This window comes from Winogradskyella sp. A3E31 (assembly GCF_046720935.1).
GTDB lineage: Bacteria > Bacteroidota > Bacteroidia > Flavobacteriales > Flavobacteriaceae > Winogradskyella.
Window position 1 is genome coordinate 327,064 of sequence record NZ_JBHNWH010000001.1, and the last position, 25,708, is coordinate 352,771.

General features: G+C 36.7%; 27 protein-coding genes and 9 tRNA genes. 17 read left to right on the top strand and 19 right to left on the bottom strand.

Annotated features, from left to right (window positions below; translation table 11 throughout):
• Positions 1-44: 44 nt before the first annotated feature.
• Positions 45-1,286 carry a M28 family peptidase gene (locus ACFEMA_RS01500; RefSeq protein WP_411766193.1) on the top strand — a complete coding sequence of 414 codons (1,242 nt, stop codon included), beginning with the start codon at positions 45-47 and terminating at the stop codon, positions 1,284-1,286.
• Between the two features lie 141 nt (positions 1,287-1,427).
• On the opposite strand, the gene ACFEMA_RS01505 is transcribed toward ACFEMA_RS01500, so the two are convergent.
• Complete coding sequence (locus ACFEMA_RS01505) at positions 1,428-1,985, bottom strand: hypothetical protein (protein ID WP_411766194.1); 558 nt, start codon at positions 1,983-1,985, stop codon at positions 1,428-1,430.
• Positions 1,986-2,036: 51 nt separating this feature from the next.
• Here ACFEMA_RS01505 and dusB point away from each other — a divergent pair, with 51 nt between their 5' ends.
• The gene (gene dusB, locus ACFEMA_RS01510; RefSeq protein ID WP_411766195.1) at positions 2,037-3,029 is read left to right on the top strand and encodes a tRNA dihydrouridine synthase DusB; all 993 of its coding nucleotides are present in this window, start codon (positions 2,037-2,039) and stop codon (positions 3,027-3,029) included.
• Here the strand turns inward: dusB and ACFEMA_RS01515 are convergent.
• On the bottom strand, positions 3,026-4,228 hold the full coding sequence (locus ACFEMA_RS01515; RefSeq protein WP_411766196.1) for an ABC transporter permease: 1,203 nt from the start codon (positions 4,226-4,228) through the stop codon (positions 3,026-3,028). The genes dusB and ACFEMA_RS01515 overlap by 4 nt on opposite strands.
• Before the next feature lie 62 nt (positions 4,229-4,290).
• On the bottom strand, positions 4,291-4,683 hold the full coding sequence (gene rbfA, locus ACFEMA_RS01520) for a 30S ribosome-binding factor RbfA (RefSeq protein WP_411766197.1): 393 nt from the start codon (positions 4,681-4,683) through the stop codon (positions 4,291-4,293).
• 86 nt (positions 4,684-4,769) lie between these two features.
• Here rbfA and mce point away from each other — a divergent pair, with 86 nt between their 5' ends.
• The 4 genes from mce to ACFEMA_RS01540 all read left to right on the top strand — a co-directional run bounded on the left by mce (position 4,770) and on the right by ACFEMA_RS01540 (position 6,264).
• A complete protein-coding gene (gene mce, locus ACFEMA_RS01525) occupies positions 4,770-5,174 on the top strand; it encodes a methylmalonyl-CoA epimerase (protein WP_411766199.1) in 405 nt (134 codons plus the stop codon).
• Between the two features lie 172 nt (positions 5,175-5,346).
• On the top strand, positions 5,347-5,595 hold the full coding sequence (locus tag ACFEMA_RS01530) for a GIY-YIG nuclease family protein (protein WP_411766201.1): 249 nt from the start codon (positions 5,347-5,349) through the stop codon (positions 5,593-5,595).
• Positions 5,586-5,659 (top strand) — tRNA-Ile (locus ACFEMA_RS01535). The genes ACFEMA_RS01530 and ACFEMA_RS01535 overlap by 10 nt, the downstream gene beginning before the upstream one ends.
• A 368-nt stretch (positions 5,660-6,027) precedes the next feature.
• Positions 6,028-6,264, top strand: coding sequence for a hypothetical protein (locus tag ACFEMA_RS01540; protein WP_411766202.1), 237 nt, complete (start codon positions 6,028-6,030; stop codon positions 6,262-6,264).
• On the opposite strand, the gene ACFEMA_RS01545 is transcribed toward ACFEMA_RS01540, so the two are convergent.
• Positions 6,253-6,843 (bottom strand): riboflavin synthase, encoded by a 591-nt coding sequence (locus ACFEMA_RS01545; RefSeq protein ID WP_411766203.1) that lies wholly within the window; start codon positions 6,841-6,843, stop codon positions 6,253-6,255. The two genes, ACFEMA_RS01540 and ACFEMA_RS01545, sit on opposite strands and share 12 nt — an antisense overlap.
• A 59-nt stretch (positions 6,844-6,902) precedes the next feature.
• Between ACFEMA_RS01545 and pdxA the strand changes: the two genes are divergently transcribed.
• The 8 genes from pdxA to ACFEMA_RS01585 all read left to right on the top strand — a co-directional run bounded on the left by pdxA (position 6,903) and on the right by ACFEMA_RS01585 (position 13,497).
• Complete coding sequence (pdxA, locus tag ACFEMA_RS01550) at positions 6,903-7,943, top strand: 4-hydroxythreonine-4-phosphate dehydrogenase PdxA (RefSeq protein WP_411766204.1); 1,041 nt, start codon at positions 6,903-6,905, stop codon at positions 7,941-7,943.
• A gap of 79 nt (positions 7,944-8,022) precedes the next feature.
• Entirely contained in the window at positions 8,023-8,559 is a 537-nt protein-coding gene (locus tag ACFEMA_RS01555) for a YceD family protein (RefSeq protein WP_411766206.1), read from the top strand.
• An 8-nt stretch (positions 8,560-8,567) separates the two neighbouring features.
• On the top strand, positions 8,568-8,768 hold the full coding sequence (gene rpmF / locus ACFEMA_RS01560) for a 50S ribosomal protein L32 (RefSeq protein WP_411766207.1): 201 nt from the start codon (positions 8,568-8,570) through the stop codon (positions 8,766-8,768).
• 178 nt (positions 8,769-8,946) lie between these two features.
• Entirely contained in the window at positions 8,947-9,942 is a 996-nt protein-coding gene (locus ACFEMA_RS01565; RefSeq protein WP_411766208.1) for a beta-ketoacyl-ACP synthase III, read from the top strand.
• A gap of 30 nt (positions 9,943-9,972) precedes the next feature.
• Positions 9,973-10,464, top strand: a complete 492-nt coding sequence (gene accB, locus ACFEMA_RS01570) for an acetyl-CoA carboxylase biotin carboxyl carrier protein (protein ID WP_411766209.1) — start codon at positions 9,973-9,975, stop codon at positions 10,462-10,464.
• An 82-nt stretch (positions 10,465-10,546) separates the two neighbouring features.
• On the top strand, positions 10,547-11,899 hold the full coding sequence (gene accC, locus ACFEMA_RS01575) for an acetyl-CoA carboxylase biotin carboxylase subunit (protein ID WP_411766210.1): 1,353 nt from the start codon (positions 10,547-10,549) through the stop codon (positions 11,897-11,899).
• 36 nt (positions 11,900-11,935) lie between these two features.
• The gene (locus tag ACFEMA_RS01580) at positions 11,936-13,048 is read left to right on the top strand and encodes an NAD(P)/FAD-dependent oxidoreductase (RefSeq protein WP_411766211.1); all 1,113 of its coding nucleotides are present in this window, start codon (positions 11,936-11,938) and stop codon (positions 13,046-13,048) included.
• Entirely contained in the window at positions 13,045-13,497 is a 453-nt protein-coding gene (locus tag ACFEMA_RS01585) for a 3-oxoacyl-ACP synthase (RefSeq protein WP_411766212.1), read from the top strand. The genes ACFEMA_RS01580 and ACFEMA_RS01585 overlap by 4 nt, the downstream gene beginning before the upstream one ends.
• Positions 13,498-13,530: 33 nt before the next feature.
• On the opposite strand, the gene ACFEMA_RS01590 is transcribed toward ACFEMA_RS01585, so the two are convergent.
• The 6 genes from ACFEMA_RS01590 to ACFEMA_RS01615 all read right to left on the bottom strand — a co-directional run bounded on the left by ACFEMA_RS01590 (position 13,531) and on the right by ACFEMA_RS01615 (position 20,147).
• Positions 13,531-14,439: an ABC transporter ATP-binding protein gene (locus ACFEMA_RS01590; RefSeq protein ID WP_411766213.1), complete on the bottom strand. Its 909-nt coding sequence runs from the start codon at positions 14,437-14,439 to the stop codon at positions 13,531-13,533.
• 66 nt (positions 14,440-14,505) lie between these two features.
• Positions 14,506-16,632: a prolyl oligopeptidase family serine peptidase gene (locus ACFEMA_RS01595; RefSeq protein ID WP_411766416.1), complete on the bottom strand. Its 2,127-nt coding sequence runs from the start codon at positions 16,630-16,632 to the stop codon at positions 14,506-14,508.
• 132 nt (positions 16,633-16,764) lie between these two features.
• Positions 16,765-17,754 carry an aspartate-semialdehyde dehydrogenase gene (locus tag ACFEMA_RS01600; RefSeq protein WP_411766214.1) on the bottom strand — a complete coding sequence of 330 codons (990 nt, stop codon included), beginning with the start codon at positions 17,752-17,754 and terminating at the stop codon, positions 16,765-16,767.
• A gap of 180 nt (positions 17,755-17,934) precedes the next feature.
• Positions 17,935-18,336, bottom strand: coding sequence for a large conductance mechanosensitive channel protein MscL (gene mscL / locus ACFEMA_RS01605; RefSeq protein ID WP_411766215.1), 402 nt, complete (start codon positions 18,334-18,336; stop codon positions 17,935-17,937).
• 64 nt (positions 18,337-18,400) lie between these two features.
• Complete coding sequence (gene alr, locus ACFEMA_RS01610) at positions 18,401-19,507, bottom strand: alanine racemase (RefSeq protein ID WP_411766216.1); 1,107 nt, start codon at positions 19,505-19,507, stop codon at positions 18,401-18,403.
• Positions 19,500-20,147, bottom strand: a complete 648-nt coding sequence (locus tag ACFEMA_RS01615) for a thymidine kinase (RefSeq protein ID WP_411766217.1) — start codon at positions 20,145-20,147, stop codon at positions 19,500-19,502. Before ACFEMA_RS01615 ends, alr begins: the two co-directional genes overlap by 8 nt.
• A gap of 140 nt (positions 20,148-20,287) precedes the next feature.
• Between ACFEMA_RS01615 and ACFEMA_RS01620 the strand changes: the two genes are divergently transcribed.
• The 3 genes from ACFEMA_RS01620 to ACFEMA_RS01630 are packed head-to-tail and all read left to right on the top strand — an operon-like array spanning position 20,288 to position 22,293.
• Entirely contained in the window at positions 20,288-21,022 is a 735-nt protein-coding gene (locus ACFEMA_RS01620; RefSeq protein WP_411766218.1) for a hypothetical protein, read from the top strand.
• A 24-nt stretch (positions 21,023-21,046) separates the two neighbouring features.
• Positions 21,047-21,718: a 16S rRNA (cytidine(1402)-2'-O)-methyltransferase gene (gene rsmI / locus ACFEMA_RS01625; RefSeq protein WP_411766219.1), complete on the top strand. Its 672-nt coding sequence runs from the start codon at positions 21,047-21,049 to the stop codon at positions 21,716-21,718.
• Positions 21,718-22,293 (top strand): uracil-DNA glycosylase family protein, encoded by a 576-nt coding sequence (locus ACFEMA_RS01630; RefSeq protein WP_411766220.1) that lies wholly within the window; start codon positions 21,718-21,720, stop codon positions 22,291-22,293. The genes rsmI and ACFEMA_RS01630 overlap by 1 nt, the downstream gene beginning before the upstream one ends.
• A 678-nt stretch (positions 22,294-22,971) precedes the next feature.
• On the opposite strand, the gene ACFEMA_RS01635 is transcribed toward ACFEMA_RS01630, so the two are convergent.
• The 9 genes from ACFEMA_RS01635 to ACFEMA_RS01675 form a co-directional block, all read right to left on the bottom strand.
• A complete protein-coding gene (locus ACFEMA_RS01635; RefSeq protein ID WP_411766221.1) occupies positions 22,972-24,069 on the bottom strand; it encodes a slipin family protein in 1,098 nt (365 codons plus the stop codon).
• Between the two features lie 755 nt (positions 24,070-24,824).
• Positions 24,825-24,897: transfer RNA gene (locus ACFEMA_RS01640), tRNA-Phe, on the bottom strand.
• Between the two features lie 77 nt (positions 24,898-24,974).
• A tRNA-Gln gene (locus ACFEMA_RS01645) sits at positions 24,975-25,045 on the bottom strand.
• Positions 25,046-25,051: 6 nt separating this feature from the next.
• Positions 25,052-25,123: transfer RNA gene (locus tag ACFEMA_RS01650), tRNA-Arg, on the bottom strand.
• Between the two features lie 5 nt (positions 25,124-25,128).
• Positions 25,129-25,202: transfer RNA gene (locus ACFEMA_RS01655), tRNA-Leu, on the bottom strand.
• Positions 25,203-25,206: 4 nt separating this feature from the next.
• Positions 25,207-25,279: transfer RNA gene (locus tag ACFEMA_RS01660), tRNA-Leu, on the bottom strand.
• Between the two features lie 6 nt (positions 25,280-25,285).
• Positions 25,286-25,358 (bottom strand) — tRNA-Lys (locus tag ACFEMA_RS01665).
• A 5-nt stretch (positions 25,359-25,363) separates the two neighbouring features.
• Positions 25,364-25,436 (bottom strand) — tRNA-Glu (locus ACFEMA_RS01670).
• Between the two features lie 100 nt (positions 25,437-25,536).
• A tRNA-Asp gene (locus ACFEMA_RS01675) sits at positions 25,537-25,609 on the bottom strand.
• Positions 25,610-25,708: the final 99 nt, after the last annotated feature.

Below are 25,708 nucleotides of genomic sequence, written 5' to 3' on the forward strand. Positions count from 1 at the left end.
AATAAGTATTAATGCCTAATTTTGTGCAAAAATAAGAGATAGAAATGAGAAGCCTGTTCATTTTAATAGCATTAAGCCTATTTTTTTCTTGTGGAGAAAAAGCATCATATCAAAATAACATAAAATCGGACGTTGCATTTTTAGCTGACGACTCTCTAGAGGGTCGCCAGACCGGAACCAAAGGAGCAGATGACGCAGCAAATTATATTAGCCAACGCTTTGAGGAATTACAGTTACAGCCTAAAGGGACTTCAGGATATTTTCAAGATTTTTCATTTCAACCCAAAACAGATCCACATAAGGAAGTTGAATTCACCACCAATACGGACGGAAGTATAACAGGTAAAAATGTGATTGGCTTTTTAGATAATGGAGCAGAAAATACTGTTGTCATTGGAGCACATTACGACCACTTAGGTTTTGGTGGGGAAGGCTCGCTATACAGAGAAGAAGATAAAGCTATACATAACGGAGCTGATGATAACGCAAGTGGTGTTGCGGTTATGTTTGATTTGGCAGGAAAGCTGGTTCATAAGACTAAAGAGGCTAAAAAGAAGGACAATAACAATTACTTATTTATTGCATTTTCTGGGGAAGAAATGGGTTTGTTGGGTTCTAATTATTTCTCAAAAAACCCAACAATCGAGAAAGATAGTCTTAACTATATGATTAACATGGATATGGTTGGTCGCATGAAAGCCGATAGCACACTTGCAGTTTATGGACTCGGCACATCCCCTATATTTAAGCAAACGCTAAAGTCAAATAACAATCACTTTAAATTAGTTGAAAACGAAAGTGGAGTAGGGCCTTCGGACCACACCTCATTTTATTTGATTGATCTGCCCGTACTTCATTTTTTTACGGGTCAACATGAAGACTACCATAAGCCAGGAGATGACACTGAAAAATTGAATTATGAAGGTATGAATTTGATTTCCGATTATATTTTTAATATTATAATGGACCTTGATGATAACGGAAAACTACCGTTTAGAACCACAAAAAACGAAAGTGAAGAAGTGCCACGATTTAAAGTGGGTCTAGGCGTTGTTCCAGATTATTTATTTGATGGCAAGGGCATGCGAATTGATGGCACCCGTGAAGATACTCCAGCTTTTAAAGCTGGTTTGCAAAAAGGTGATGTCGTCATTAAACTTGGTGACAGCACAGTTACTGACATGATGAGCTATATGCGAGCGTTGTCCGTTTTTGAAAATGGAGATGAAGCGGCTATTTCAGTAAAACGAAAAGACTCTTTAATTGAAACTGTTGTAAAATTTTAAGAGCCCATCCTAAATCCTTCCCGAAAGGAAGGACTTTTCACTCAGGTAAAAAATCAGATGTCCTATAAAAAGATGTATTGAACTCTTTGCAGTATATGTCAGATAATTATGAAATTCAATAATATTGAAACGTTGAAAAGATCACTTATATTCGATTGAGTTAATAATAAATTTAGCCTCAAAAAGATATTGATCAAATAAATCTTCTTGCATTTGATATGATGCAAATTTTAAATGAGAGTTAACTTTTTTAAAGTACTCTTCTCTCTTGAAGATTAAATCACTAAAGCTGTATTTAATAGAGTATTCAACTTTGTAATTAAAATTTGATTCAACTCCCAATTTGATAATTTTGAAAGATTTGTCAACTTCATGTCGCTTTAATATTCTGGCGTAATTATCGATTATTTGAAGAATACTATCGTTCTCTTTTACCTCAATATAACTCTTATTTACCAGCAAATGATTTCCATCTTCGATACCATACTCGTAAATTAGTTTAGGTTTTAGGAAAACATAACCGTTACCGCCAAACCTATGCCAAGTTTTTGGGTATTGAAATATTAATTCTTCATTGCTAAATTTTTTCGTTTTAAAGGTAGCTTCCTTTTGTGCCGAGCAGGAAACAAAACTTACCAAAAAGAGAAACAATGTGATTTTCTTCATAAATATAAAAATGATAGACACTAAATTAATCATATAAATATGAGTTTATCTAAAAAGACCTAATTTTGCAGCAAATTTCAACACTTGGTTAAAATAGACAACATAGAGCTTCCCGACTTCCCTTTGCTTTTGGCACCGATGGAAGATGTGAGTGACCCCCCGTTTAGAGCATTGTGCAAAGAGCAGGGAGCAGATGTGGTTTATACAGAGTTTGTGTCTAGCGAAGGACTTATTCGTAACGCAGCTAAAAGCGTTATGAAGTTGGACATTTACGAAAAAGAACGTCCTGTCGGTATCCAAATCTTTGGAGCCAATATGGAAAGTATGCTACAAACCATTGATATCGTTGAAAAATCAAATCCAGACATTATAGACATCAACTTTGGGTGTCCTGTAAAAAAAGTAGTGAGTAAAGGTGCGGGAGCAGGGATTTTAAAGGATGTTTGCCTAATGGAAAAGCTCACTGCAGAAATGGTAAAGCGGACTAAACTACCCGTTACTGTTAAAACCCGCTTAGGTTGGGATCACGACTCCATTAAAATTCTAGAGGTTGCAGAACGATTACAGGATGTAGGCTGTAAAGCCATTGCTATCCATGGGCGTACAAGAGCTCAGATGTATAAAGGTAATGCAGATTGGAAACCCATTGCACAGGTAAAAAACAACCCTAGAATGCACATACCTGTATTTGGAAATGGGGATGTGACGACACCAGAAAAAGCAGTTGAAATGCGGGACAGCTATGGACTTGATGGAGCTATGATAGGCCGTGCTTCAATAGGCAACCCATGGTTTTTTAAACAGGTAAAGCACTATTTTGAAACTGGAGAGCATCTTGCGCCAATTTCAATGCCAGAACGTGTTGAGGCCGCAAGGCGTCATCTTCAGATGTCTATTGATTGGAAAGGCGAAAAACTAGGTGTGTTCGAAACCAGAAGACATTACACCAACTATTTTAAAGGCATTCCTAACTTTAAAGAGTACAGAATGAAAATGGTTACAAGTGACGACTCTAAAGACGTCTTTGCTGCTTTTGATGAGGTTCTTGAAAAATTTTCAGAATACCAGTTCTCCTAAGTTTTTATCAACTTTTTGTTGATTCGTCCTGATGCAATCCTAGAGGCAACAATGCCCAAAAAGAGTATCGTTAATAGTACAATAACGAGATTCACATACTCAATTTCAACAGGGTAAGGTAAGGTTGGGGTTAGCATTACCAATTCAAACTTCAATTGTAACGCAACTATTACAAGCCCAAGAAGAACACCAATTACTCCACTAATAATGGTCATTAAGCTCCCTTGTAAAAAGAAGATTGATTTTATGGTTTTTGTTTCTGCGCCCAGATTAAATAGTGTGTTTAGGGATTGTTTACGGTCTAAAATCATCATGATGATGGCACCAATAACATTAAATAACGCGATAATGATGACTAGAGTAAAAATGAGATAAATCGCTAAATTCTCGGTGTTCAACATTTTAAAAAGCGCATCATTGAGTTGTTCTCTATTCTTAATAATAAAGCGTCCGTTAAAAGCTTCATTAATAGCTTCTCTAACTTTAGCCTCATCAGCAGTTGGTTTCAATTTTATTTCAACCGCACTATATTCATTAGGTTTATAATTGACAAGTTGCCGAGCAAGATCAATATCGGAATAGATGTATTCGTTATTTAATTCTTCATTAATGTCAAATAAACCAACATTGGTAACAATAGCAGAACTGTAAACACTTCGCATGGATGTGATTTGCCCCTTACCAGGCTTTGGCACATAAAGTGTTAAGGGGCTCATAAAGTCAAAAACACCGAAGGACAGAGAATTACTTATACCCCAACCCGAGACAACTTCATTACTTTTTGGTTCTACCCATTTGCCATTAGCAAGCATCGAGTCAATCGTCACAACATTTCTAAAATTGACGTCAACACCTTTTAAGGTTGCTAATAGGTTTTTGTTTTCGGACTTTAAAACAATACGCTCTTCAATATTTTTTGAAAACCCCTCAATTCCCTGAATTTTTATAAGATCTGAAGAATCTCGCTCAGCCCATAGTAAAGATTTCCCTTCTGTAGGCAGCAATTTTAAATCTGGATCTACGTAGGTCGAAAACTGCAGACTAAAATCCTTTAATCCCGCAAAAACAGAAAGCACAATGAATAGAGCAGCAGCTGCAATGACAACGCCACCAGAAGCTATGGCCGTCATAATATTAATGGCATTATTACTACTTTTAGAAAAGAGATAACGCTTAGCGATGTATAAGGAAATGTTCATGCTTTAAACCAAAGATTAAAAATAAGGATTTAATGCAAGGGTGTGGAAATGATACGGTGTATTTAGGATTTTTTTCGCTTTTCTAAAAGATCAGGATCGTCTAAAGGATTCTCCTTACCTTTTAAAGAGCGTTCTATACCATCAATATATTCAAGAGAATCATCAATAAAGAACTCTAAAGCAGGCATTCGTCGTAACTGATGTCTTGTACGCTTTGCCAGTTCATGTCGAATTAAAGGAGTATTAGACCTAACACCTTCCAATATCGGTTTAGCTTCTTTATTTGGGAAGACAGACAAATACACTTTTGCAATGGACAAATCAACTGTAACATTGACTTTAGAAACTGAAATGATTACGCCACGCATACCGCCTTCAGTGGCAGAGCGTTGTAAAACATCAGCAAGGTCTTCTTGTAAAATGCCCGCAATTTTCTTTTGTCTATTACTTTCCATTTTGCAAAAGTAATTGATATTTAAGTATTATCTTATTTTTGAATCTATAAATGTTAGAGACAAAGCTCTAACTATAAACTTTAAGAATGAATAAAATTGAACATATAGGTATCGCTGTAAAAGATATTGAGGCATCAAACGAGTTGTTTCGGTCTTTATTCGGTGAAGCACATTATAAAATTGAAGATGTGGAAAGTGAAGGAGTGAAAACCTCTTTTTTTAAGTGTGGCCCGAATAAAATTGAATTATTACAAGCCACCTCAGAAGACAGCCCTATTGCAAAGTTTTTAGAGAAGAAGGGAGAGGGCATTCACCACATCGCTTTTGCCGTTGAAGATATTGAGAATGAAATAAAGAGACTAAAAAAAGAAGGGTTTAAAATGATACATGAAACGGCAAAAAAAGGTGCCGATAATAAGCTCATTGCTTTTTTACACCCAAAATCCACCAATGGTGTTTTGATAGAGTTGTGCCAAGACATTAGGGAATAAATGTTTGTGGAGTTTTAAAATATGTAGTAATATTGCAGGCAATTTGATTGAATTTAATAAAGTTCAATTCAAAGGTCCCATACCTGCCTGCTTGGCAGCATGTCAGGCAGGGCTCAGTTGGTTAGCTTCCTGCCTGGCGGTAACGGCATAAATTTTAAGTTAATTTGAAATAATGATGTATGTTTATGTTCTAAAGAGTGATTTAGATCATCGCTTTTATGTCGGCATGTCAAAAGATGTACAGAAAAGACTAAAAGAACATAATTCTGGTAGAACAAAAAGCACAAAAGGATATAGACCTTGGTCAATTATCCATATTGAACGCTATCCAGATAGAGTTGCAGCTAGAAAAAGAGAGAAGTATTTAAAATCTGGATTTGGAAAGCAGTGGTTAAAAAATAAATATAAAAAGGTCCCATAGCTCAGTTGGTTAGAGCACCTGACTCATAATCAGGTGGTCCTTGGTTCGAGCCCAAGTGGGACCACAAAAAAGGAAGCTGTTTCAATGATTTGAAGCAGCTTTTTTGATTTTAAGAATAATTTTAGAGACCATTTTTAAAGTGAGTTTTCAAAACTTAAAAACCATCATGTCAACTTCTTCGTAAATAGTAGTGTTTAAGAATTGTTAATAGCTTTTTTTAAAGCTGAGTAAAAAAATGATTCTAATCTAACTATCTTTATAACTTTAGAATTAAAAGAAACCTTCTTGTAATAAATAAGCTACATAAATAATTAAAATAACGATAAAATAGCACTTAAACGATAAAAACAAGCATTTTAAAGACAGTTTACATAAATTTAATTTTGTAGACACACTTTTTTTTATACTTTTACCGTTGCTATTAATGAAACGATGAACTTTGCCTCAATAATTTTTAATTTTTTGTTGGTACAGGGTCCCTGTAGTGGATGTCCACTACCAGGCAGCCCTTGTGCACCTTGTTGCGCTCTTCCTGGTGGCTGTGGTGGTGGCCCTCCTCCTCCTCCTGGCTTGGATATAGATATGTATGTATTTGTAGCATTTGCTATGGCACTATGTTATGGAGCATATCGTATTCAGAAAATGATGAAAGATCGTTTAGCGTCGTAAATCATCTAAGCGCTTCACGTATTTTCCAATAACATCAAACTCCAAATTGACTTTAGATCCCTTTTTAAAGGAGCTAAAAGTTGTGTGTTCATAGGTATAAGGAATAATAGCCACTGAAAATCTATTGATTTGAGAGTTGACTACAGTAAGGCTTACACCGTTTACCGTAATTGACCCTTTTTCTATAGTAATGTTTTGTAGGTTGGAGTCATAGTCGAATGTAAAAACCCAACTGCCATTTTTGTTTTCCACAGAAACACATTCTGCGGTTTGGTCTACGTGACCCTGAACAATGTGGCCATCTAAACGGTCGCCTAATTTCATAGCACGCTCAAGATTGACACTGTCACCAACTTCAATTTCACTCAATGCTGTTTTATCTAGCGTTTCTTTTATAGCAGTAACGGTATAAGTGTCTTTGTCAATATGTACAACTGTTAGACAGACGCCATTATGAGCCACACTTTGGTCAATTTTTAATTCTGACGTTATATTACTTTTTATGGTAATATTAAGATTGGTGTGTTCTTTTTTAAGAGCGACCACCTCTCCCAAGTCTTCGATGATTCCTGTAAACATCGTTCTATTTAATTTGGTTAATTTTACAGTGTAAATTTAAGGACAAAGCATAGGATTACATGGAAAATGAAGAAAAAATAAAAATAGGCATTTCTATAGGCGACTTAAATGGTATTGGGCCAGAAATTATTCTGAAATCTTTTGAGGATGCTCGAATGCTAGAATTCTATACCCCTGTGGTGTTTGCCTCTTCTCATCTGATGCATTTTTTTAGAAAGCACTTCGGAATAAACGCTAAAATTTATGAAACCCAATCCGCCCAAAAACTATCAAAAGGAAAGATTAACGTGGTTAATGTGTGGAAGGAACAAGTGAACGTAGACTTTGGAGCAGAAGACCCAAAAATTGGGGAATATGCTTTTAAGTCACTCGAAGCAGCAACGGAAGCTTTAAACAAAGGGGATGTAGATGTCTTAGTAACAGCGCCGATTCACAAGCATAATATACAATCTGAGAAGTTTAAATTTCCTGGTCACACCGATTATTTAGCAGAGAAATTGGGTGGAGATAGCCTAATGTTTATGGTGGCGGATTCGTTAAGGGTAGGTCTTCTTACTGACCATGTTCCCGTTAAGGATGTTCCCAAACACATCGATGCAGATCTTATAAAAAAGAAAATAGACACCTTAACAACATCTTTAAAACAAGACTTTGCCATTGAAAAGCCAAAAATTGCAGTTTTAGGCATAAATCCGCATGTAGGAGACAATGGTGTCATAGGCGATGATGACGATGTAAAGTTAAAACCCGTTATAAAAGAATTGCAGGAAGCTGACAACCTTATTTTTGGGCCATATTCGGCGGATAGCTTTTTTGGTTCTCATAATTATAAGAACTTCGATGCTGTGTTGGCGTCTTATCACGATCAAGGGCTTATCCCCTTTAAGACCATAACATTTGGTGCAGGCGTAAATTTCACCGCAGGATTAAAGAAGGTGAGAACTTCCCCAGATCACGGAACAGCCTTTGAAATTGCCGGAAAGGGCGAAGCTGACGAAAGTTCATTTAAGCAAGCAATTTTTACTGCGGTTAAGATTTTTAGGCACCGCCGCAACTACTTAAAATACGCACAAAATCCATTAGAGAAGACTTCAAAATAGATATCAACAATTTTTGTTTATATCTGCTTTAAAATAAGCAAAAAAGTTTTATATTTGCACGCTCAAAATGTGTGTGGTAATGAAAACAATGAAAGCGTATACAATTCAATTTGTAGGGCTCAAGTTAGGAAAACATATTTTTGATTATCAGATTGATAATACGTTCTTTTTAGATTTTGAATATGAAGATTTTAATTCAGCTGATATTAAGGTAGATGTTATTCTTGAAAAGAAAACAACTTTTTTAGAGCTCTTTTTTAAGGCTGAAGGCACTGTAAATGTTAATTGTGATCTCACAAACGAACCGTATGACCAAGAAATTCAAGATACTTTTTCATTGGTGGTTAAGTTTGGTGACGAATACAACAATGAGAATGAAGATATTTTAATAATTCCTCATGGGGAGTACGAAATAAACATTGCTCAGTACATTTATGAATTGTTGGTTTTGGCAGTTCCTGCTAAAAAAGTACATCCAGGAATAGAGGATGGTACTCTAAAATCGGAGATATTAGATAAACTAGAAGAATTGAGTCCAACACTGGACAAAAAAGATAAAAAAGAAGAAACAGACCCACGTTGGGATACTTTAAAAAAACTATTAACGGATAAATAACATTTAAAATGGCACATCCAAAGCGTAAAATATCAAAAACAAGAAGAGACAAGAGAAGAACTCATTATAAAGCTTCTGTTCCTCAAATAGCGACTTGCCCAACAACTGGTGAGCCACATTTATACCATAGAGCACACTGGCACGAAGGTAAATTATACTACAGAGGTCAGGTTTTAATTGACAATTCATCTGAAGAAAACGCAGCATAAGTACTATGCGCGCATATAATAAAACGCTCAGCAATGAGCGTTTTTTTTATATAAATTTCTCAAATCGGCCAATTTCTACGTAATTTGCATAATTATTTGCCAAAAATTGTACAAAAATGGACGAAACTATTTGATTTTGACCGTTTTTCGATATTTTTAATTAATCTAAAAGCTAATAATGAGTAAAATCACAGCGGCTATTACGGCTGTCGGAGCTTATGTTCCTGAGTTCGTTCTAACAAATAAGGTTTTAGAAACCATGGTAGAAACGAATGACGAATGGATTACTACAAGAACAGGAATTAAGGAGCGGCGTATTTTAAAAGAAGAAGGCAAAGGCACCTCTTTTTTAGCAATCAAAGCAGCAGAAGACCTCATTAAGAAAAGAGGAATTGATCCAAAAGATATAGAACTGGTTATAGTTGCTACAGCAACACCAGACATGAAAGCTGCATCGACTTCAGCTTATACAGCCACACAAATCGGAGCAGTAAATGCGTTTTCCTATGACCTGGAAGCAGCGTGTTCTAGCTTTTTATTCGGAATGTCAACAGCTTCAGCATATATAGAATCAGGAAAATATAAGAATGTATTACTGATTGGTGCGGATAAAAATTCCTCATTCATTAATTATGAAGACAGAGCAACATGCATCATCTTTGGCGATGGCGCAGGTGCTGTTTTATTTGAGCCTAACGAAGAAGGCTTAGGTCTGCAAGACGAGCTATTGAGAAGTAATGGAGAGGGACGGGAGTTTTTACAAGCTACTTATGGAGGATCTTCATACCCAATAAATGAAAACACATTTAAAGAAGGAAAACATTACGTCTTTCAGGATGGAAAAACGGTGTTTAAAAATGCAGTTTTCAATATGGCAGATGTTGCAGAACGTATTATGGCAAGAAACAACTTAACCAATGAAGATATTCAATGGTTAGTGGCACACCAGGCCAATAAACGCATTATAGACGCTACGGCAAACAGAATCAACCTTAATGAAGATAAGGTAATGATGAATATTCAAAAGTACGGTAATACAACTTCTGCAACCTTACCACTTTTGCTCAACGATTACGAATCCCAGTTAAAAAAAGGAGACAACCTCATTTTTGCTGCCTTTGGTGGTGGCTTTACTTGGGGCTCAATATTTTTTAAATGGGCTTATAATTCTTAAATTAATCTAACTAACAAAAAGCTGATAAATATGGATATTAAAGAAATTCAAAACTTAATAAAGTTTGTAGCCAAGTCTGGTGCAAGTGAAGTTAAGTTGGAGATGGATGATGTTAAAATTACCATTAAAACAGGATCAGATAGCGAGCCAACAATTATACATCAGGTTCCTATGGCACAACAACCAGTGCAGCAACAAGCTCCTCCTGCACCAGCATCACCACCACCAGCTGCAGCTCCTTCTCCAGTAGCTCCTGCTGAAGCGACTGATGACAATTCAAAATACATTACTATTAAATCGCCTATTATAGGAACGTTTTACCGTAAACCCTCTCCAGACAAACCCGTTTTTGTAGAGGTGGGGACTGAGATAAAAGAGGGCGATGTGTTATGTGTTATTGAAGCGATGAAACTATTTAACGAAATTGAATCTGAAGTATCAGGAAAAATCGTTAAAGTTTTAGTAGACGACTCATCACCAGTAGAATTTGATCAACCGCTCTTTTTGGTTGACCCATCATAACACTTGAAAATTCCAATTCACAAATCCCAAACCCAATCCTTGGAATTTGGTACTTGGAAGTTGAATTTTTAAAACTAAAGTTATGTTTAAAAAAATATTAATAGCCAATAGAGGTGAAATTGCACTACGTGTAATTAGAACCTGTAAGGAGATGGACATTAAGACGGTGGCTGTATACTCTACGGCTGACGCAGATAGTTTGCACGTTAAGTTTGCAGACGAAGCTGTTTGTATTGGCCCACCGCCTAGTAACGAGTCCTATCTTAAAATAGCCAACATTATTGCTGCTGCAGAAATCACAAATGCAGACGCAATTCATCCCGGTTATGGCTTCCTTTCTGAGAATGCCAAGTTTTCAAAGATATGCGAGGAACATGGTATTAAGTTTATCGGAGCTTCTGAAGAAATGATTGCCAAAATGGGAGACAAGGCAACAGCTAAAGCGACTATGAAAGCTGCTGGTGTACCATGTGTACCAGGTAGTGATGGGATAATTGAAAATTTTGAAGCCTGCCAAAAGATTGCTAAGCAAACAGGATATCCTGTAATGTTAAAAGCAACAGCTGGTGGAGGTGGAAAAGGAATGCGAGCTGTATGGAAACCAGAAGATTTAAAAGCGGCATGGGATTCTGCAAGGCAAGAATCTAAAGCAGCTTTTGGAAATGACGATATGTACATGGAAAAGTTGATTGAAGAACCTCGACATATTGAAATTCAAATTGTTGGTGATTCAAAAGGAAAAGCATGTCACTTATCAGAGCGAGATTGTTCAGTACAAAGACGTCATCAAAAATTAACTGAGGAAGTCCCTTCCCCTTTTATGACTGCTAAACTGCGCGACAAAATGGGTAAGGCAGCAGTAAAAGCCGCTGAATATATTAAGTATGAAGGAGCCGGAACTGTAGAGTTTTTGGTTGATAAGAATCGCAATTTCTACTTTATGGAGATGAATACACGTATTCAGGTAGAGCATCCCATAACTGAGCAGGTTATTGATTTTGACCTAATTAGAGAACAAATATTAGTAGCTGCAGGCGTGCCAATTTCTGGTAAAAACTATACACCAAACTTACACTCTATAGAATGTAGAATTAATGCCGAAGACCCACACAATGGGTTTAGACCTTCACCAGGAAGAATTACGACTTTGCACGCACCTGGTGGACACGGAGTTCGTTTAGACACTCACGTTTATGCAGGCTACAGCATTCCACCAAATTATGACTCCATGATTGCTAAGCTGATTACAACAGCACAAACAAGAGAGGAGGCCATTAGTAAGATGAAAAGGGCTTTAGATGAGTTTGTTATAGAAGGTATAAAAACCACGATTCCATTTCATAGACAATTAATGGATCATCCAGATTATGTGGCGGGTAATTATACCACAAAGTTTATGGAAGACTTTGAAATGGAAAAGCCAAGAGAAGAATAATTTAAATAAGGCCGTCTTAATGACGGTCTTTTTTGTATGAACTTATCCTATTGGGAAATAAAATCATGGTTATCAAATGTTGATTTCACTATTGTAGGCAGTGGAATTGTTGGCCTTAATTGTGCATTGCAGTTAAAACAAAAATTTCCAAAAGCCAATATTCTAATTTTAGAAAAAGGTGTCTTGCCACAAGGAGCAAGTACCAAAAATGCTGGCTTTGCATGCTTTGGAAGCTTAAGCGAAATTATTTCTGACTTAAAAAATCATTCTGAAGAAGAAGTACTGGATTTGATTGAAAAACGCATCAACGGACTTCAATTATTACGAATAAACTTAGGAGATAAATCGATTGCCTATCAAAATTTTGGTGGTTATGAATTGTTTTTAAACTCTGATGAGGAACTATATGAAAAATGCATCTCTCAACAAGAAGATATTAATAAGCTACTTTACCCCATATTTAATGCTAAGGTTTTTTCATGGAAAGCAAATACTTTTCACTTTAAGAAAGTAAGATCTAAACTAAATTTCAATCAATTTGAAGGGCAGATAGATACTGGCAGAATGATGGAGGCCTTATTACATAAAGTTCAAGCATTAGGAGTTAAAATATTAAACAATACGTGTGTTGAAAGCTTTACAGAAAACCAGAACTTTGTTAAGGTAAATACCAATCACTTTGAGTTTACGACATCAAAACTTTTAATCGCCACCAACGGATTTGCTTCAACCTTAATTGAAGAAGAGGTGCAACCAGCAAGGGCTCAAGTATTAATTACTAAGCCAATTAAAAACTTACAGATAAAAGGCACATTTCATTTAGATCAAGGCTATTACTATTTCAGAAATATAGACAATCGCATTCTTTTGGGAGGTGGACGAAACCTAGATTTTAAAACTGAGGAGACGACTGATTTTGGGCAAACTCAACTGATTCAAAATAAACTTGAAGAACTACTACAAGATACAATTCTTCCTCAAACGGATGTTGAAATCGATTACCGATGGTCTGGCATTATGGGAGTGGGACATCAAAAAAGCACAATCGTTAAACAGATGGGCGATAATGTCTATTGTGGTGTAAGATTAGGAGGCATGGGAGTTGCCATAGGAAGTTTGGTTGGAAAAGAACTAGCTGAGCTTTTATGATCAAGATTAAAGAAGCACTTTGTAAGCAGTGTCAAGAGTTTTTAGACACCAAGATAAGGGTGTTACAACTTAATATCTCTGATCTCGAAGCCGGACTTCAATCCGAAACTAAGAGTTCTGCTGGTGACAAACACGAAACTGGTCGGGCAATGCTTCAACTAGAGCGAGAAAAGCTTGGGCAGCAACTTGCAGAGATTCAAAAACAACAACAGGTACTTAATAAAATAAGTCCCAAACACGAGCATCAGAAAATAGCATTAGGAAGCGTTGTTAAAACCACAAACTTCAATTACTTTATCTCTATCAGTATAGGTGAAATTTATTATGAAGATGAATTGTATTATGCAATCTCATCTTCGACTCCAATCGCAAAATTAATTCTATCGAAAACGGAAGAGGATACGATTACCTTTAAAGACAACACTTTTGACATCGTTTCAGTCCATTAAAAAGAAGCACATTACGAAGAACGAAAAGTAAATTCAATGTTTTTGAAAATAGACGTCAGATCCTTTTTTTAGCTTTTTTACATGTTCAATAAAAACATATTGAGAGTTGTATTCGGCTTCAATCAACCAGTTACGACCATTAAAATAGGATTGCTTTACAACGGCTTTTAATTTTGAATTTTCGACAATTTTGAGTTGGTGCGAATAGCAAATCTCCCCATCAATTATATTGAACTCGCCAAAGAACGAAGCTATAAAGGGAGTTTCAGGATTTTTATATAATTGCAATGGAGAGCCTTTAGCTTCAATCTTGTTTTCATGAAGCACTATCATAGTGTCCGCAAAACCCAGAACGTCATTTCTGTCGTGTGAAGCAACAATACATGTGATAGAATTCGCTTTTAAATAATTAAAGACATTACGTCGTAAGGATTGTTTTTTAAAATTATCAATATGGCTAAATGGTTCGTCGAGTAAAAGTATTTCTGGCTCATTGGCAAGAGCACGCGCCAAAGCCACACGTTGCTTTTGTCCGCCACTTAGATTTTTCACCTTCGTTTTAGAAAAAGCGTCGAGTTCCACAACCCTAATTAGTTCAGTCACTCTATCCTGACGTTCCTCTGGATAAAACCGTGAGAGATGTTTGCCAACATTTTCTTCAACCGTAGTAAAAGGCATAAGGTCAAACTCTTGGGTGACGTATTTCATAAAGTCATAACCAACCACAAGATTATGTGCTGGGCCTAAAATCTGAGTGTCTTTCCATAGAATTTTACCCTCTTTTAGATCAAATTCGCCATAAATAAGTTTTAGTAGTGTACTTTTTCCAGAACCACTTTCACCAATGATGGCAATATTTTCCCCAACTTCAGCTGTAAAGTTAATGTCTTTTAGTACGCTTTTTTTTGAATATCCAAATGAGAGATGTTTAACCTGTAGCATAGTGTAAAAATACCATAAAAAAAGCCGCTCCTTATAGAACGACTTTTTAAAAGATTTAAAGCCTTATTACCCTTTTACCTTTTCATTGGTTTTACTTGGTAATACTTCATAGCCCATATTATATAAAGTGAAACCAAAAATATCGGCATACTGCTCAATAGTTTTGGTTACTGGCGTACCAGCTCCATGACCAGCATCTGTTTCAATACGGATCAAGGTTGGGTTGCTCCCTGATTGTTTACTCTGCAATTCAGCAGCAAACTTAAAACTATGAGCAGGTACCACACGATCATCGTGATCTCCTGTAGTTACCAAAGTTGCAGGATATTCAACCCCTTCACTAACGTTGTGGACAGGCGAATAGCCTTTAAGGTACTCAAACATATCCTTGCTGTCTTCTGCAGTTCCGTAGTCATAAGCCCAACCAGCACCAGCGGTAAAGGTGTGATAACGCAACATGTCTAAAACACCTACAGCCGGCAAAGCGACTTTCATTAATTCAGGGCGTTGCGTCATTGTTGCTCCAACCAGCAATCCGCCGTTAGAGCCACCTCTAATAGCTAGAAAATCTGATGATGTATAGTTTTCGGCAATTAGATATTCCGCAGCGGCTATAAAATCATCAAAGACGTTTTGTTTTTGCATTTTGGTCCCTGCATCGTGCCAGGCTTTCCCGTATTCACCACCACCTCTTAGGTTTGGTACGGCATAGATGCCGTCTTGCTCCATCCAAACGGCATTGGCGATACTAAATGAAGGGGTTAAACTGATATTAAAGCCACCATAGCCATAAAGAATAGTAGGATTCTTTCCATTAAGCTCAATTCCCTTTTTATGGGTAATAATCATTGGCACTTTTGTACCATCCTTAGAAGTGTAGAAGACTTGCTTGCTTTCGTAATTTTCTGGATTAAAATCAATATCTGGCTTACGATATAACTCTGAGGTACCTGCTTCAATATCGTACTTATAAATGTTACCAGGGGTTACATAATTGGTAAATGAATAATAGAGATGGTCTTCCTCTTTCTTAGCGCCAAAACCACCGGCAGAACCGACACCAGGCAACTCAACTTCTCTTACCAAGTTGCCATTATAATCATATTGTAAGACTTTGGACACGGCATCCACCATATACTCAGCAAAAAAGTAGCCACCACCAGTTGAAGGGCTTAATACGTTTTCAGTTTCTGGGATAAAATCTACCCAATTTTCTGGAGTGGGATTAGACGCATCAACCGTAACAATTTTCTGGTTAGGGGCGTCCAAGTTCGTCATAATGTAGAGCTTAGAACCTACATTTTCTATGATGTTTGAATCGCTATCCGTATGATCTAAAATGGTGGTAAATTCTGAATTCGGCTTCGTTAAATCTTTAATCATGAGTTTATTTCCGGACGTTGAAACTCTTGGCGATATAATTAAATAACGATCGTCTTCCGTTACACCACCGTAGATATATCGATGTTTTTGTTCTGGAGTGCCCCCATAAATGAGTTGGTCTTCAGACTGCTTAGTGCCTAATTTATGGTAATAGACCTTGTGTTGGTCTGTTTTAGCAGATAACTCACTTCCTTTCGGCTTGTCGTAACTTGAATAGTAAAACCCTTCATTTTTGTACCAAGACATACCACTAAACTTAATATCAATCAGTGTGTCCTCAATGATTTCTCGGGATTCGGCATCCATCACTAGAACTTTTCTCCAGTCACTACCGCCTTCTGAAATAGCATATGCTAATAACTTTCCGTTTTTTGAGAAACTAGCACCGCCTAATGAAATAGTACCGTCTTCCTTAAACGTATTAGGGTCTAAAAAGACCTCAGCAGTACTTGGGTCTTCGTTGGATTTGTAACGATAGATAACATATTGGTTCTGCAAACCATCATTTTTGTAGAAGTAGGTGTAATCCCCTTCAACGAATGGAGCACCAACTTTTTCGTAATTCCATAGTTTAGATAAACGTTCTTTTAATTCTTCACGATACGGAATATTTGAAAGGTAATCTCCTGTAACCACATTCTGGGACTTTACCCATTCTTCGGTTTCTGTACTTCGGTCATCTTCTAACCATCGGTAGGGGTCTTTGACCTCTGTACCAAAATAGTTAGTAGTAGTATCTACCATTTTTGTTTCTGGATAATTCACAGCAATGACGTTAGTGTCTTCTTTATTTTCGTTTTTACAAGACATAAGTGTTAATAGCACAACTAGTGCCGTAAGTGTATGTTTCATTTTGTTTTGGTTTAATCCACTAAAATTAACTAAAAAAGCACCCAAGAATGTTTTATTGAGTGCTTTTTAAGAATTTTTTAAAGGAATTGACTAAACCAGGTTATTCTTAACAAGATATTCTGCAATTTGAACTGTATTTGTGGCCGCCCCTTTCCTTAAGTTATCACTAACAACCCATAGGTTTAATGTATTGGGTTGAGAGCCATCTCTTCTAATTCTACCTACAAAAACATCATCCTTGCCATTGGCATAGATTGGCATTGGGTAGTTGTTAACGTCTAGATTGTCTTGTACGGTCACGCCATCAGTTTCACTCAATAATTTTCGAACGTCATTTAGGTCAAAATCATTTTCAAACTCAACGTTTACGGACTCACTATGGCCCCCTGCAGTTGGTATTCTAACAGCAGTAGCTGTAACAGCGATAGTTTTATCATTAAGGATCTTTTGAGTTTCCCTAACCAATTTCATTTCTTCTTTTGTATATCCGTTTTCTTCAAACACATCACAATGCGGAATTGCATTTTTATGGATAGGATACGGATAGGCCATTTCACCTTTTACCCCAGAGATTTCATTTTCTAATTGTTCAACAGCCTTTACTCCGGTTCCAGAGACAGACTGATATGTTGAAACCACGATTCTTTTTATATCATATTTTGTGTGAAGTGGTGCCAATGCCATCACCATTTGAATGGTGGAGCAATTTGGGTTAGCAATTATTTTATCGTCTTTTGTTAGTGAAGACGCGTTAATTTCTGGCACGACAAGTTTTTTGGAATGGTCCATTCTCCAAGCTGAAGAATTGTCGATAACCGTTGTGCCTACTTCTGCAAATTTTGGAGCCCACTCCAAAGACGTGCTTCCACCAGCAGAAAACAGTGCAATATCTGGTTTTTGTTTAATAGCATCAGGGATACTAATAACCTCAATAGGTTGCCCCTTGAATTCCATTTTTTTGCCTACAGAACGTTCCGAAGCCACAACTAGTAATTCATCTAATGGAAAGTTACGCTCTTCCAAAACCTTTAACATTACGCCACCAACTAAACCTGTGGCACCAACAACTGCTATTTTCATATTATTTTAATTAAGACGTCAAAATTATAGATTTTCAAGAAAACGTTATGCCAATAAATAGATAAAAATTAAAGCCAATAATTACGAAATGTGCAATTTTATTATACATAAAAGAAAAACCCTGACATTATAAGTCAGGGTTTGGTTAATATAAGTAGTATAGCGGTAAGCTAAACGTTTTTATTTTTTAAGGGAATCCCTTATTTCTGTCAATAAATCAATTTCCGAAGGTCCTGCTGGCTCCTCTGGCGCTGGCTCCTCTTTTTTCTTCATTCTGTTCACAGCTTTTACAACCATAAACATTACAAAGGCCACAATGATAAAGTCTATAACGTTAGTTAAGAAGTCTCCCCAAAGGATAGCCACTTCTCCGACCATTTCACCAGCGTCGTTAGCTGTACCTTCTTCTATAATATATTTTAAATCTTTAAAGTCAGCATTAAATACCAAACCAATTAATGGAGAAACAATTCCCCCAGTGAAAGATGTTACTACTTGTTTAAAAGCAGCACCCATTACAAAACCAACCGCAATGTCGACAAGGTTGCCTTTCATTGCAAATTCTTTGAATTCTTTAAGCATAATATTGTTTATTAGTTAGTGATTAAGGCTCTAATTTAGTTAAAAATTTTAACAGAAATTAAATTCACTTTAAAATTTGCCGTTTAACCCGTTGAGAAATAGCAGTTAAAATTTCGTAAGAAATGGTGTTAGCAGATTTAGAAAAGTCATTTGCATTATGATCTTGGTCAAAAATCACGACTTCATCTCCCTCGTTGCAATCAATGTCTGTAATATTAATCATAAGCATATCCATACAGACATTTCCAATGATTGGTGCGGGCTTTCCATTAACATAAACACTTGCTTTTTCTTTACCGTACTGCCTTCCTATACCATCGGCATGCCCAATGGGAATTGTAGCAGTTTTTTCAAAGTCATTTGCGATGTAAGCTCTATTATAACCAACACTTTCCCCCTTTTCAATACGATGAATCTGGGATATAACTGATTTTAAACTAGCTATCGGTTTTAGATTTTTATCCTCTTTAGACGAATTTCCAAAGCCGTATAATCCTATACCACACCGAACCATATCAAAATGTGCTTCAGGAAAATTTAAGACACCAGAAGTGTTACATAAATGCAGCCAGGGACTATAGCCTATCTTAGTTTCAAATTCTTCAGCTGTTTTTTTAAAACCTTCTATTTGGGTTTTAGTGAATTCTAACTCTTTTTCATCTTCACTGGCCGCTAAATGCGAGAATATAGACTTAGCAAGGACTGCTTCGGTTGCCTTTAATTTTGACACTATATAATCGACATCATTTTCCCAAAACCCAAGACGATTGAGCCCTGTATTAAATTTAATATGAACGGGATAGTTGCTTTGTTGATGCTTTTCAGCAATCTCTATGAACGCATTTAAGACTTTAGCATTGTATAAGCTAGGTTCTAAGCAACGGTCAATAATAGTTGAAAAGTTAGCAGGCTGAGGGTGCAATACTAGAATAGGCTTGGTAATTCCTGCATCACGTAAAACGACTCCTTCACTACTGTAGGCTACAGCAAAATAATCTACTTCTAAACCTTGAAGGTGCTTAGCAACTTCAACAGAGTCACTACCGTAAGCGAATGCCTTAACCACAGCTAAAAATTTAGTGCTGGGCTTTAATTTTGATTTTAAATAGTTGAAATTATGCGTTAGTGCATTAAGGTCAATTTGGAGAACAGTTTCTTGCGCTTTAGGCATTGCGTTTTTTTTCGTTTGAAGTTAACTCTTCAGCATCATTCACTTTCATGTTTCGCACCTTATCACGCAACATACTTTTATAAAATGCTGCTCTGCTTAAAGGCTCATATTCGTCCACCTCACCAAGAAGGACTAGATCGTCACTTTTGGCTTTTCTATAACTGTATTGTGCTAAGTTTCCTGTTTTTGTACAAATTGCATGCACTTTGGTCACATATTCGGCAGTGGCCATGAGGTTGGGCATCGGGCCAAAAGGATTGCCCTTAAAATCCATATCCAACCCAGCAACAATGACGCGTACACCTTTGTTGGCAAGATCATTGCACACACGGACAATTTCATCATCAAAAAATTGAGCCTCATCGATACCAACAACATCACAACCGTCCGCTAACATTGGAATATTTGCTGCTGCAGGCACAGGAGTTGAACGAATTTCATTGGCATCATGGGAGACGACTTTATCTTCTTCATACCTTACATCGACCGTGGGCTTAAAGATTTCTACTTTTTGTCTAGCAAACTTGGCACGTTTCAATCTTCGGATCAATTCCTCTGTTTTTCCAGAAAACATAGAACCACAGATCACTTCAATCCATCCAAATTGTTCTTTATGATTTACCGTATTTTCGAGAAACATTTCGTAATTTTAACACTAAAAGGGTAGCCTTCTTCGTTTTGATAAAGGTGAAGCAAATTTATTAAAATCAAAAGTAAAATAAACGAAACCTTGAAGTATTAATTTCAAGGTATGGAATCAACAATAGATCAATACATAAAATGAAAAAGAAATTAGAATCAGAATTAGTCAGTATTGCACACAGGATTCTAAAGCTGAAGGGTAAGGAAGATGTGGACAGAATGCATGATGAAGTAGGAAAATTATACGAAAAATTAACCGTCTTAAAATTTGCGCACGAAAACTTTGAAGATAACATGCCAACAATTGGCAATGACTCTTCGTTTTTTGATATGTTGGACACGGCTTTTAACAATAAGGTCAGTGACAATATCGAAGTAGGTAATAAAACGTATGTCAACCTAGATGAGGTTGAAGACGATGACATTATGGAGCCCGTGATGGAAAAGATTAAGGATATGGTGGCACAAATGCCCCAAGAATCACAAGCCGTGGATCGCTTAGTCGATTTAGCTGTAGCGGACGAAAAATCTAAAGAAATTACCTTAGAAAACTTTGCCGACATACCGGAGTTTGAACCCATTGAAGAAGCCCAAAAAAGAGAGGCTGAAAAAAAATCTAGATCCTTAAACGATAAATTAAAAGGCAAGGGATTACATATAGGACTAAACGATAAATTGGCTTTTATAAAGCATCTTTTTGATGGAAAGAGCGAAGACTACCATCGTGTAGTAGGGCAAATTAACACTCAAAACTCAGTAAAAGAAGCCCATAAATTTTTGCTCGAAATGGTAAAGCCTGATTATAACAACTGGGAAGGTAAAGAAGAGTACGAAGAGCGTTTTTTGCAAATTGTAGAAAATCAGCTAGGCTAAATTCACTTAAGAGATTACTATTTAATGAGTAAATTATTTCTCGTTCCTACACCTATTGGCAATCTTAAGGACATGACTTTTAGGGCGGTTGAAGTGTTGCAAGAGGTGGATTTAATATTGGCAGAAGACACACGCAACTCAGGAAAACTCTTGAAACATTACGACATTTCAACCCCAATGCAAAGCCACCACATGCACAATGAGCATAAAACGGTTGAAAATCTAGTGTCTAAACTAAAATCTGGAATGAACATTGCCTTGATTAGTGACGCTGGGACACCCGCCATTTCTGACCCTGGATTTTTATTGACTAGAGCTTGTGTAGAAAATGATATAGACGTGGAGTGTTTACCCGGAGCAACAGCATTTGTGCCTGCACTGGTCAACTCAGGGCTACCGAATGACAAATTTGTCTTTGAAGGCTTTTTACCTGTTAAAAAAGGACGACAAACCAGGCTGTTATTTCTTGCAGAAGAATCCCGAACGATGATTTTTTACGAAAGCCCGCATAAGCTGATAAAGACACTAGGTCAATTTTGCGAGTATTTTGGAGAAGACCGACAGGTCTCAGTATCTAGAGAATTGACCAAACTCTATGAGGAAACAGTAAGAGGCACAGCAAAAGAAGTGTTAGGATATTACACCGATAAACCACCTAAAGGAGAGCTCGTGGTAGTGGTTGAAGGGAAAAAGTAATGAAGCAATTTCTTAAAGAGATAAAACAGTGCACCATCTGCAAAGCCCATTTGCCTTTAGGGCCAAGACCAGTAGTTACAGCACATCCAAACTCTAAAATCGTCATCATTGGTCAAGCACCAGGAACAAAGGTGCACGAATCTGGAATTCCTTGGGACGACCAAAGTGGTAAGAAACTCACGGAGTGGTTGGGAGTTACAATTGAGCAATTTTACAATACTGAAAACTTTGCCATTATTCCTATGGGATTCTGTTATCCAGGAAAAGCAAAAACAGGAGACTTACCTCCACGCCCAGAATGTGCTCCAGAATGGCACGAAAAGTTGCTTACTAAAATGAAAAATGTAGAACTCATTATTTTAATAGGTGCTTATTCACAGACCTATTATTTAAAAGATAAGATGAAACGGAATTTGACGGAAACGGTTGGAGAGTATAAAAGCTATTTACCTCAGTTTTTCCCAATTCCGCATCCATCACCAACCAATCGATTTTGGCGTGCTAAAAACCCTTGGTTTGAGGAATTGGTGGTGCCTGTGTTACGGAAGAAGATTGGTGAACTTTTAGAGCTATGATCAAACCACCTGTTCCACAAAATAAATCTATTTCTTCTTTTTCTTTTTCCAATTGAAACTGTAATTACTTTTAGTGTTTTTTTCAAAACTTTCGATATCTTTTAGCGTTGCTTCAGGGTGTAATTTTTTATGTTGCCGTAATCGTATAAGTTTACCCAAACTTAAAGCTTGACATATTCCTATTAAAAAAGTAAATATTGTGCTAAGAATTAAATAAGTTTCCATTTTACATAATTTTTAAGCTAAAGTATATTAGCCACTTATTGTTTGCTGTGACATGGTTTGCAATGAGAAAATAAAACTGAAGCAAATCGCCTTTATTTATGGTGATTATAGAGAGAAACATTATTCTAAATAATGCTAATCTAGACTGTTGTCATATGTATTTCAAACAAAAAACCTCACCATTTCTGATGAGGTTCAATCTAATTTTATCTAAAGATCTATAAGTCTAATAATCTAGATTCCTGCCTACGCAGGAATGACAATCTGAATACTTCCTTTTATTAAAGACTAATACCGACTTTGATTACCAATAATGGCTTTAGCATTCTAAAAACCCTAGGTTTAAGGAGTTAGTGGTTCTTAAGTTGCAATCAGCGGTGAAATTTATTTTTGAAAACATTCAACAATAGAAAATTGCGCCAGAATAAGTCCTAGCGCAATTTTATCATCCACTTATTTTCCAGAGAAAATCTCCTTTAATTGTGTTACCATATTTCCATTACCGGAAACGGTGATCTCACCGATTTTATCAGCGATTTTTTCAACATACTCCATCTCTTTTAGCTTGTACAGCATGTCATTCTCCTCCATCAACTTTGCCGTATTTAGCAAGCTACGTGTAGAAGCTGTTTCTTCACGTCTGGTAATTACATTAGCTTGTGCTTTCTTTTGAGCGACTAAAACCTGGTTCATGATGTCCTTCATTTCACCTGTTAAAATCACATCTCTAATACCGCAGTTCAATACGGTTACACCTAACTTAGTTGCACTTGTCTTTACGTCTTCAAATACAGCTTCCGCAATATTCTCTTTACGCTCTAACAGTTCATCTAAAGTGTAAGCACCAACATAAGCACGCAATACCAATTGCATAGTAATGTACAATTGCTTTTCGTAATCCTTATTATCTAAAAGCGCTTTTTCAACGTCTGTAACTTTATACTGTGTGTAAAAGTTAATACGGATTGCTGCCTTATCTTTAGTTAACAATTCTTGTCCTGCAATTTCTAATTGTAGCTGACGCAAATCAGCTTTAGCAATTTTAATAGACGTGTCATTTCTCCAGAAACGGTATGTACCTCCTTCTAGAGTTTTTGTATATACATCATCTACTAAAAGCACCGCTTTTTCGTACGTAGCAACTTCAAAAGTTCTGATGTATTTACTGATCTCTAATTTGCTAAATAGTGATTTGTCAAGTTTTTCTGTAATGTAAATTTTGCTCAAATCTACACGGACGTACTCACGTTCAATTAGACCTTTCCAGTACACATAACGACCAGAAGTTAGAACAGATTTAAAGTTTCCTTTTTCGTAAAGCAAAACAATTTCACCGTCCTTTACCTCAACAACATCTAGCATGTTAGCTAAAACCTCATCTTTCAACAAGATCTCTAATGCTACTGGTGCTATGAAAATAGTGCTTAAATCAAACGTTTTTACACGTTGATTTAGCCATAACCAGTCTACTCCTTGGGTAATTACCTTAACGTAATCACCTCTTTTGAATACTAAACCTACTTTTCCTGCATTAATTCTTACTCGTAACATTGTTTTTGTTTTTAAAATTAAACATTAGTGTTTGCCAATTAAGGCGGTTTGGCAATTCTTGTAACGGACGGATTACCACCTTCGAAATAGATCTGACGAGTTCAGACCTACTTGAAGTTTATTATTATTTCAATTCGTTTTTTTAATAAAATAGCAGATTGTAAATCATCTTTTCCATACGGAATTACTCATAGTAATTTCAGCCATAATCAGTGCGATGAAAGCAAGTCGAAAAAGAAAACAGTTCTGTTTTGTTCTTTAACTTTTAATCAAAGCAGTAATCACTTTTGAGATTAGAAATCAGCAATTCAAAGTACTTCTAAGATTGCTCCCTTTTGTCATTCCTGCGAAGGCAGGAATCTAAGCCAATCTACAATCTACTATTTCGTCATTTTTATTGAGCAGTGTGACGGACTGCTTGGCTATCAGTTTTACAAGATGATAAGCTTTGGAGGGTTTTCTAAACCCATTTCTACATTAACAGTGTAGCACTCTACCAATTGAGTTACAAGATTCTGAACATCTTGATCGGACTCGAACCGATACATATAAACCTATTGTTCTAACCGACTGAACTACCTCAGACATACTGAGAGTGGGAATCGAACCCACGACCTATAGAGTCAAGACTATTTTTTGGTTAACAGTCAAACCTTCAAGTCTAGTTGAACATAAAACGAAATACATTTCTGCATCGAATAATACAATAGTGCTATACCGAAACACCCAACAAGACTAGCTTGATATTATAATTGTGGAACAGACAGGATTCGAACCTATATCGCCAGATCTTCAATCTGGTGCATTGACCAACTTTGCTACTGTTCCGGTTTAAGTGTCTATCAGGGGACTAACTTGACCCCAGAGGATGCACCTCTCTTGTGAGCCTACACTATAGACACTAGATAACCTGATAGGATTCGAACCTATAATACAAGAATCAAAATCTTGAGTGTTACCATTACACCACAGGTTATTATTGTAAGCCTAATAGGATTTGAACCCATACCTCAAAGTCCGTAGCCTTGAATGCTATCCGTTACACCATAAGCTTATTTGTACTCCACCCAAGATTCGAACTTGGACTTTAAGGATTTTAAGTCCTTTGCCTCTTCCAATTGGGCTAGTGGAGCATTGTACAGGAAGAGAGATTCGAACTCCCAGTTTCTCGATTCTAAGTCGAGTGCGTTTGCCGTTTCGCCATTCCTGCAGTTTGTTGAGGTATTAGGAGTTGAACCTAAATCACCCGAGTTAAAAGCTCGGTGCTTTAACAATTAAGCTATACCTCAATTTGTACTCTATAAGGGAATCGAACCCTTGTCTTCCGATAGAAAGTCGGATGCACTAAACCACTATGCTAATAGAGCATTAAGCGGAGAGCAAAGGAATTGAACCTTCTTTACCAAAAAGGTAAACTTACTTAGCAGGTAAGCGCAACAAACCAATATCTGCCTACTCTCCATTTTGCAGTACCGACGAGATTCGAACTCGCAACTTCTCGGGAGACAACCGAGCACTCTAGCCATTGAGCTACGATACTATTTGTGGGAATCATAGGATTCGAACCTATTAAGCTTATGCTCCAGTTTTACAGACTGGCTCAACTCTCCTACGTTGACGCATTCCCATTAAATCGGCA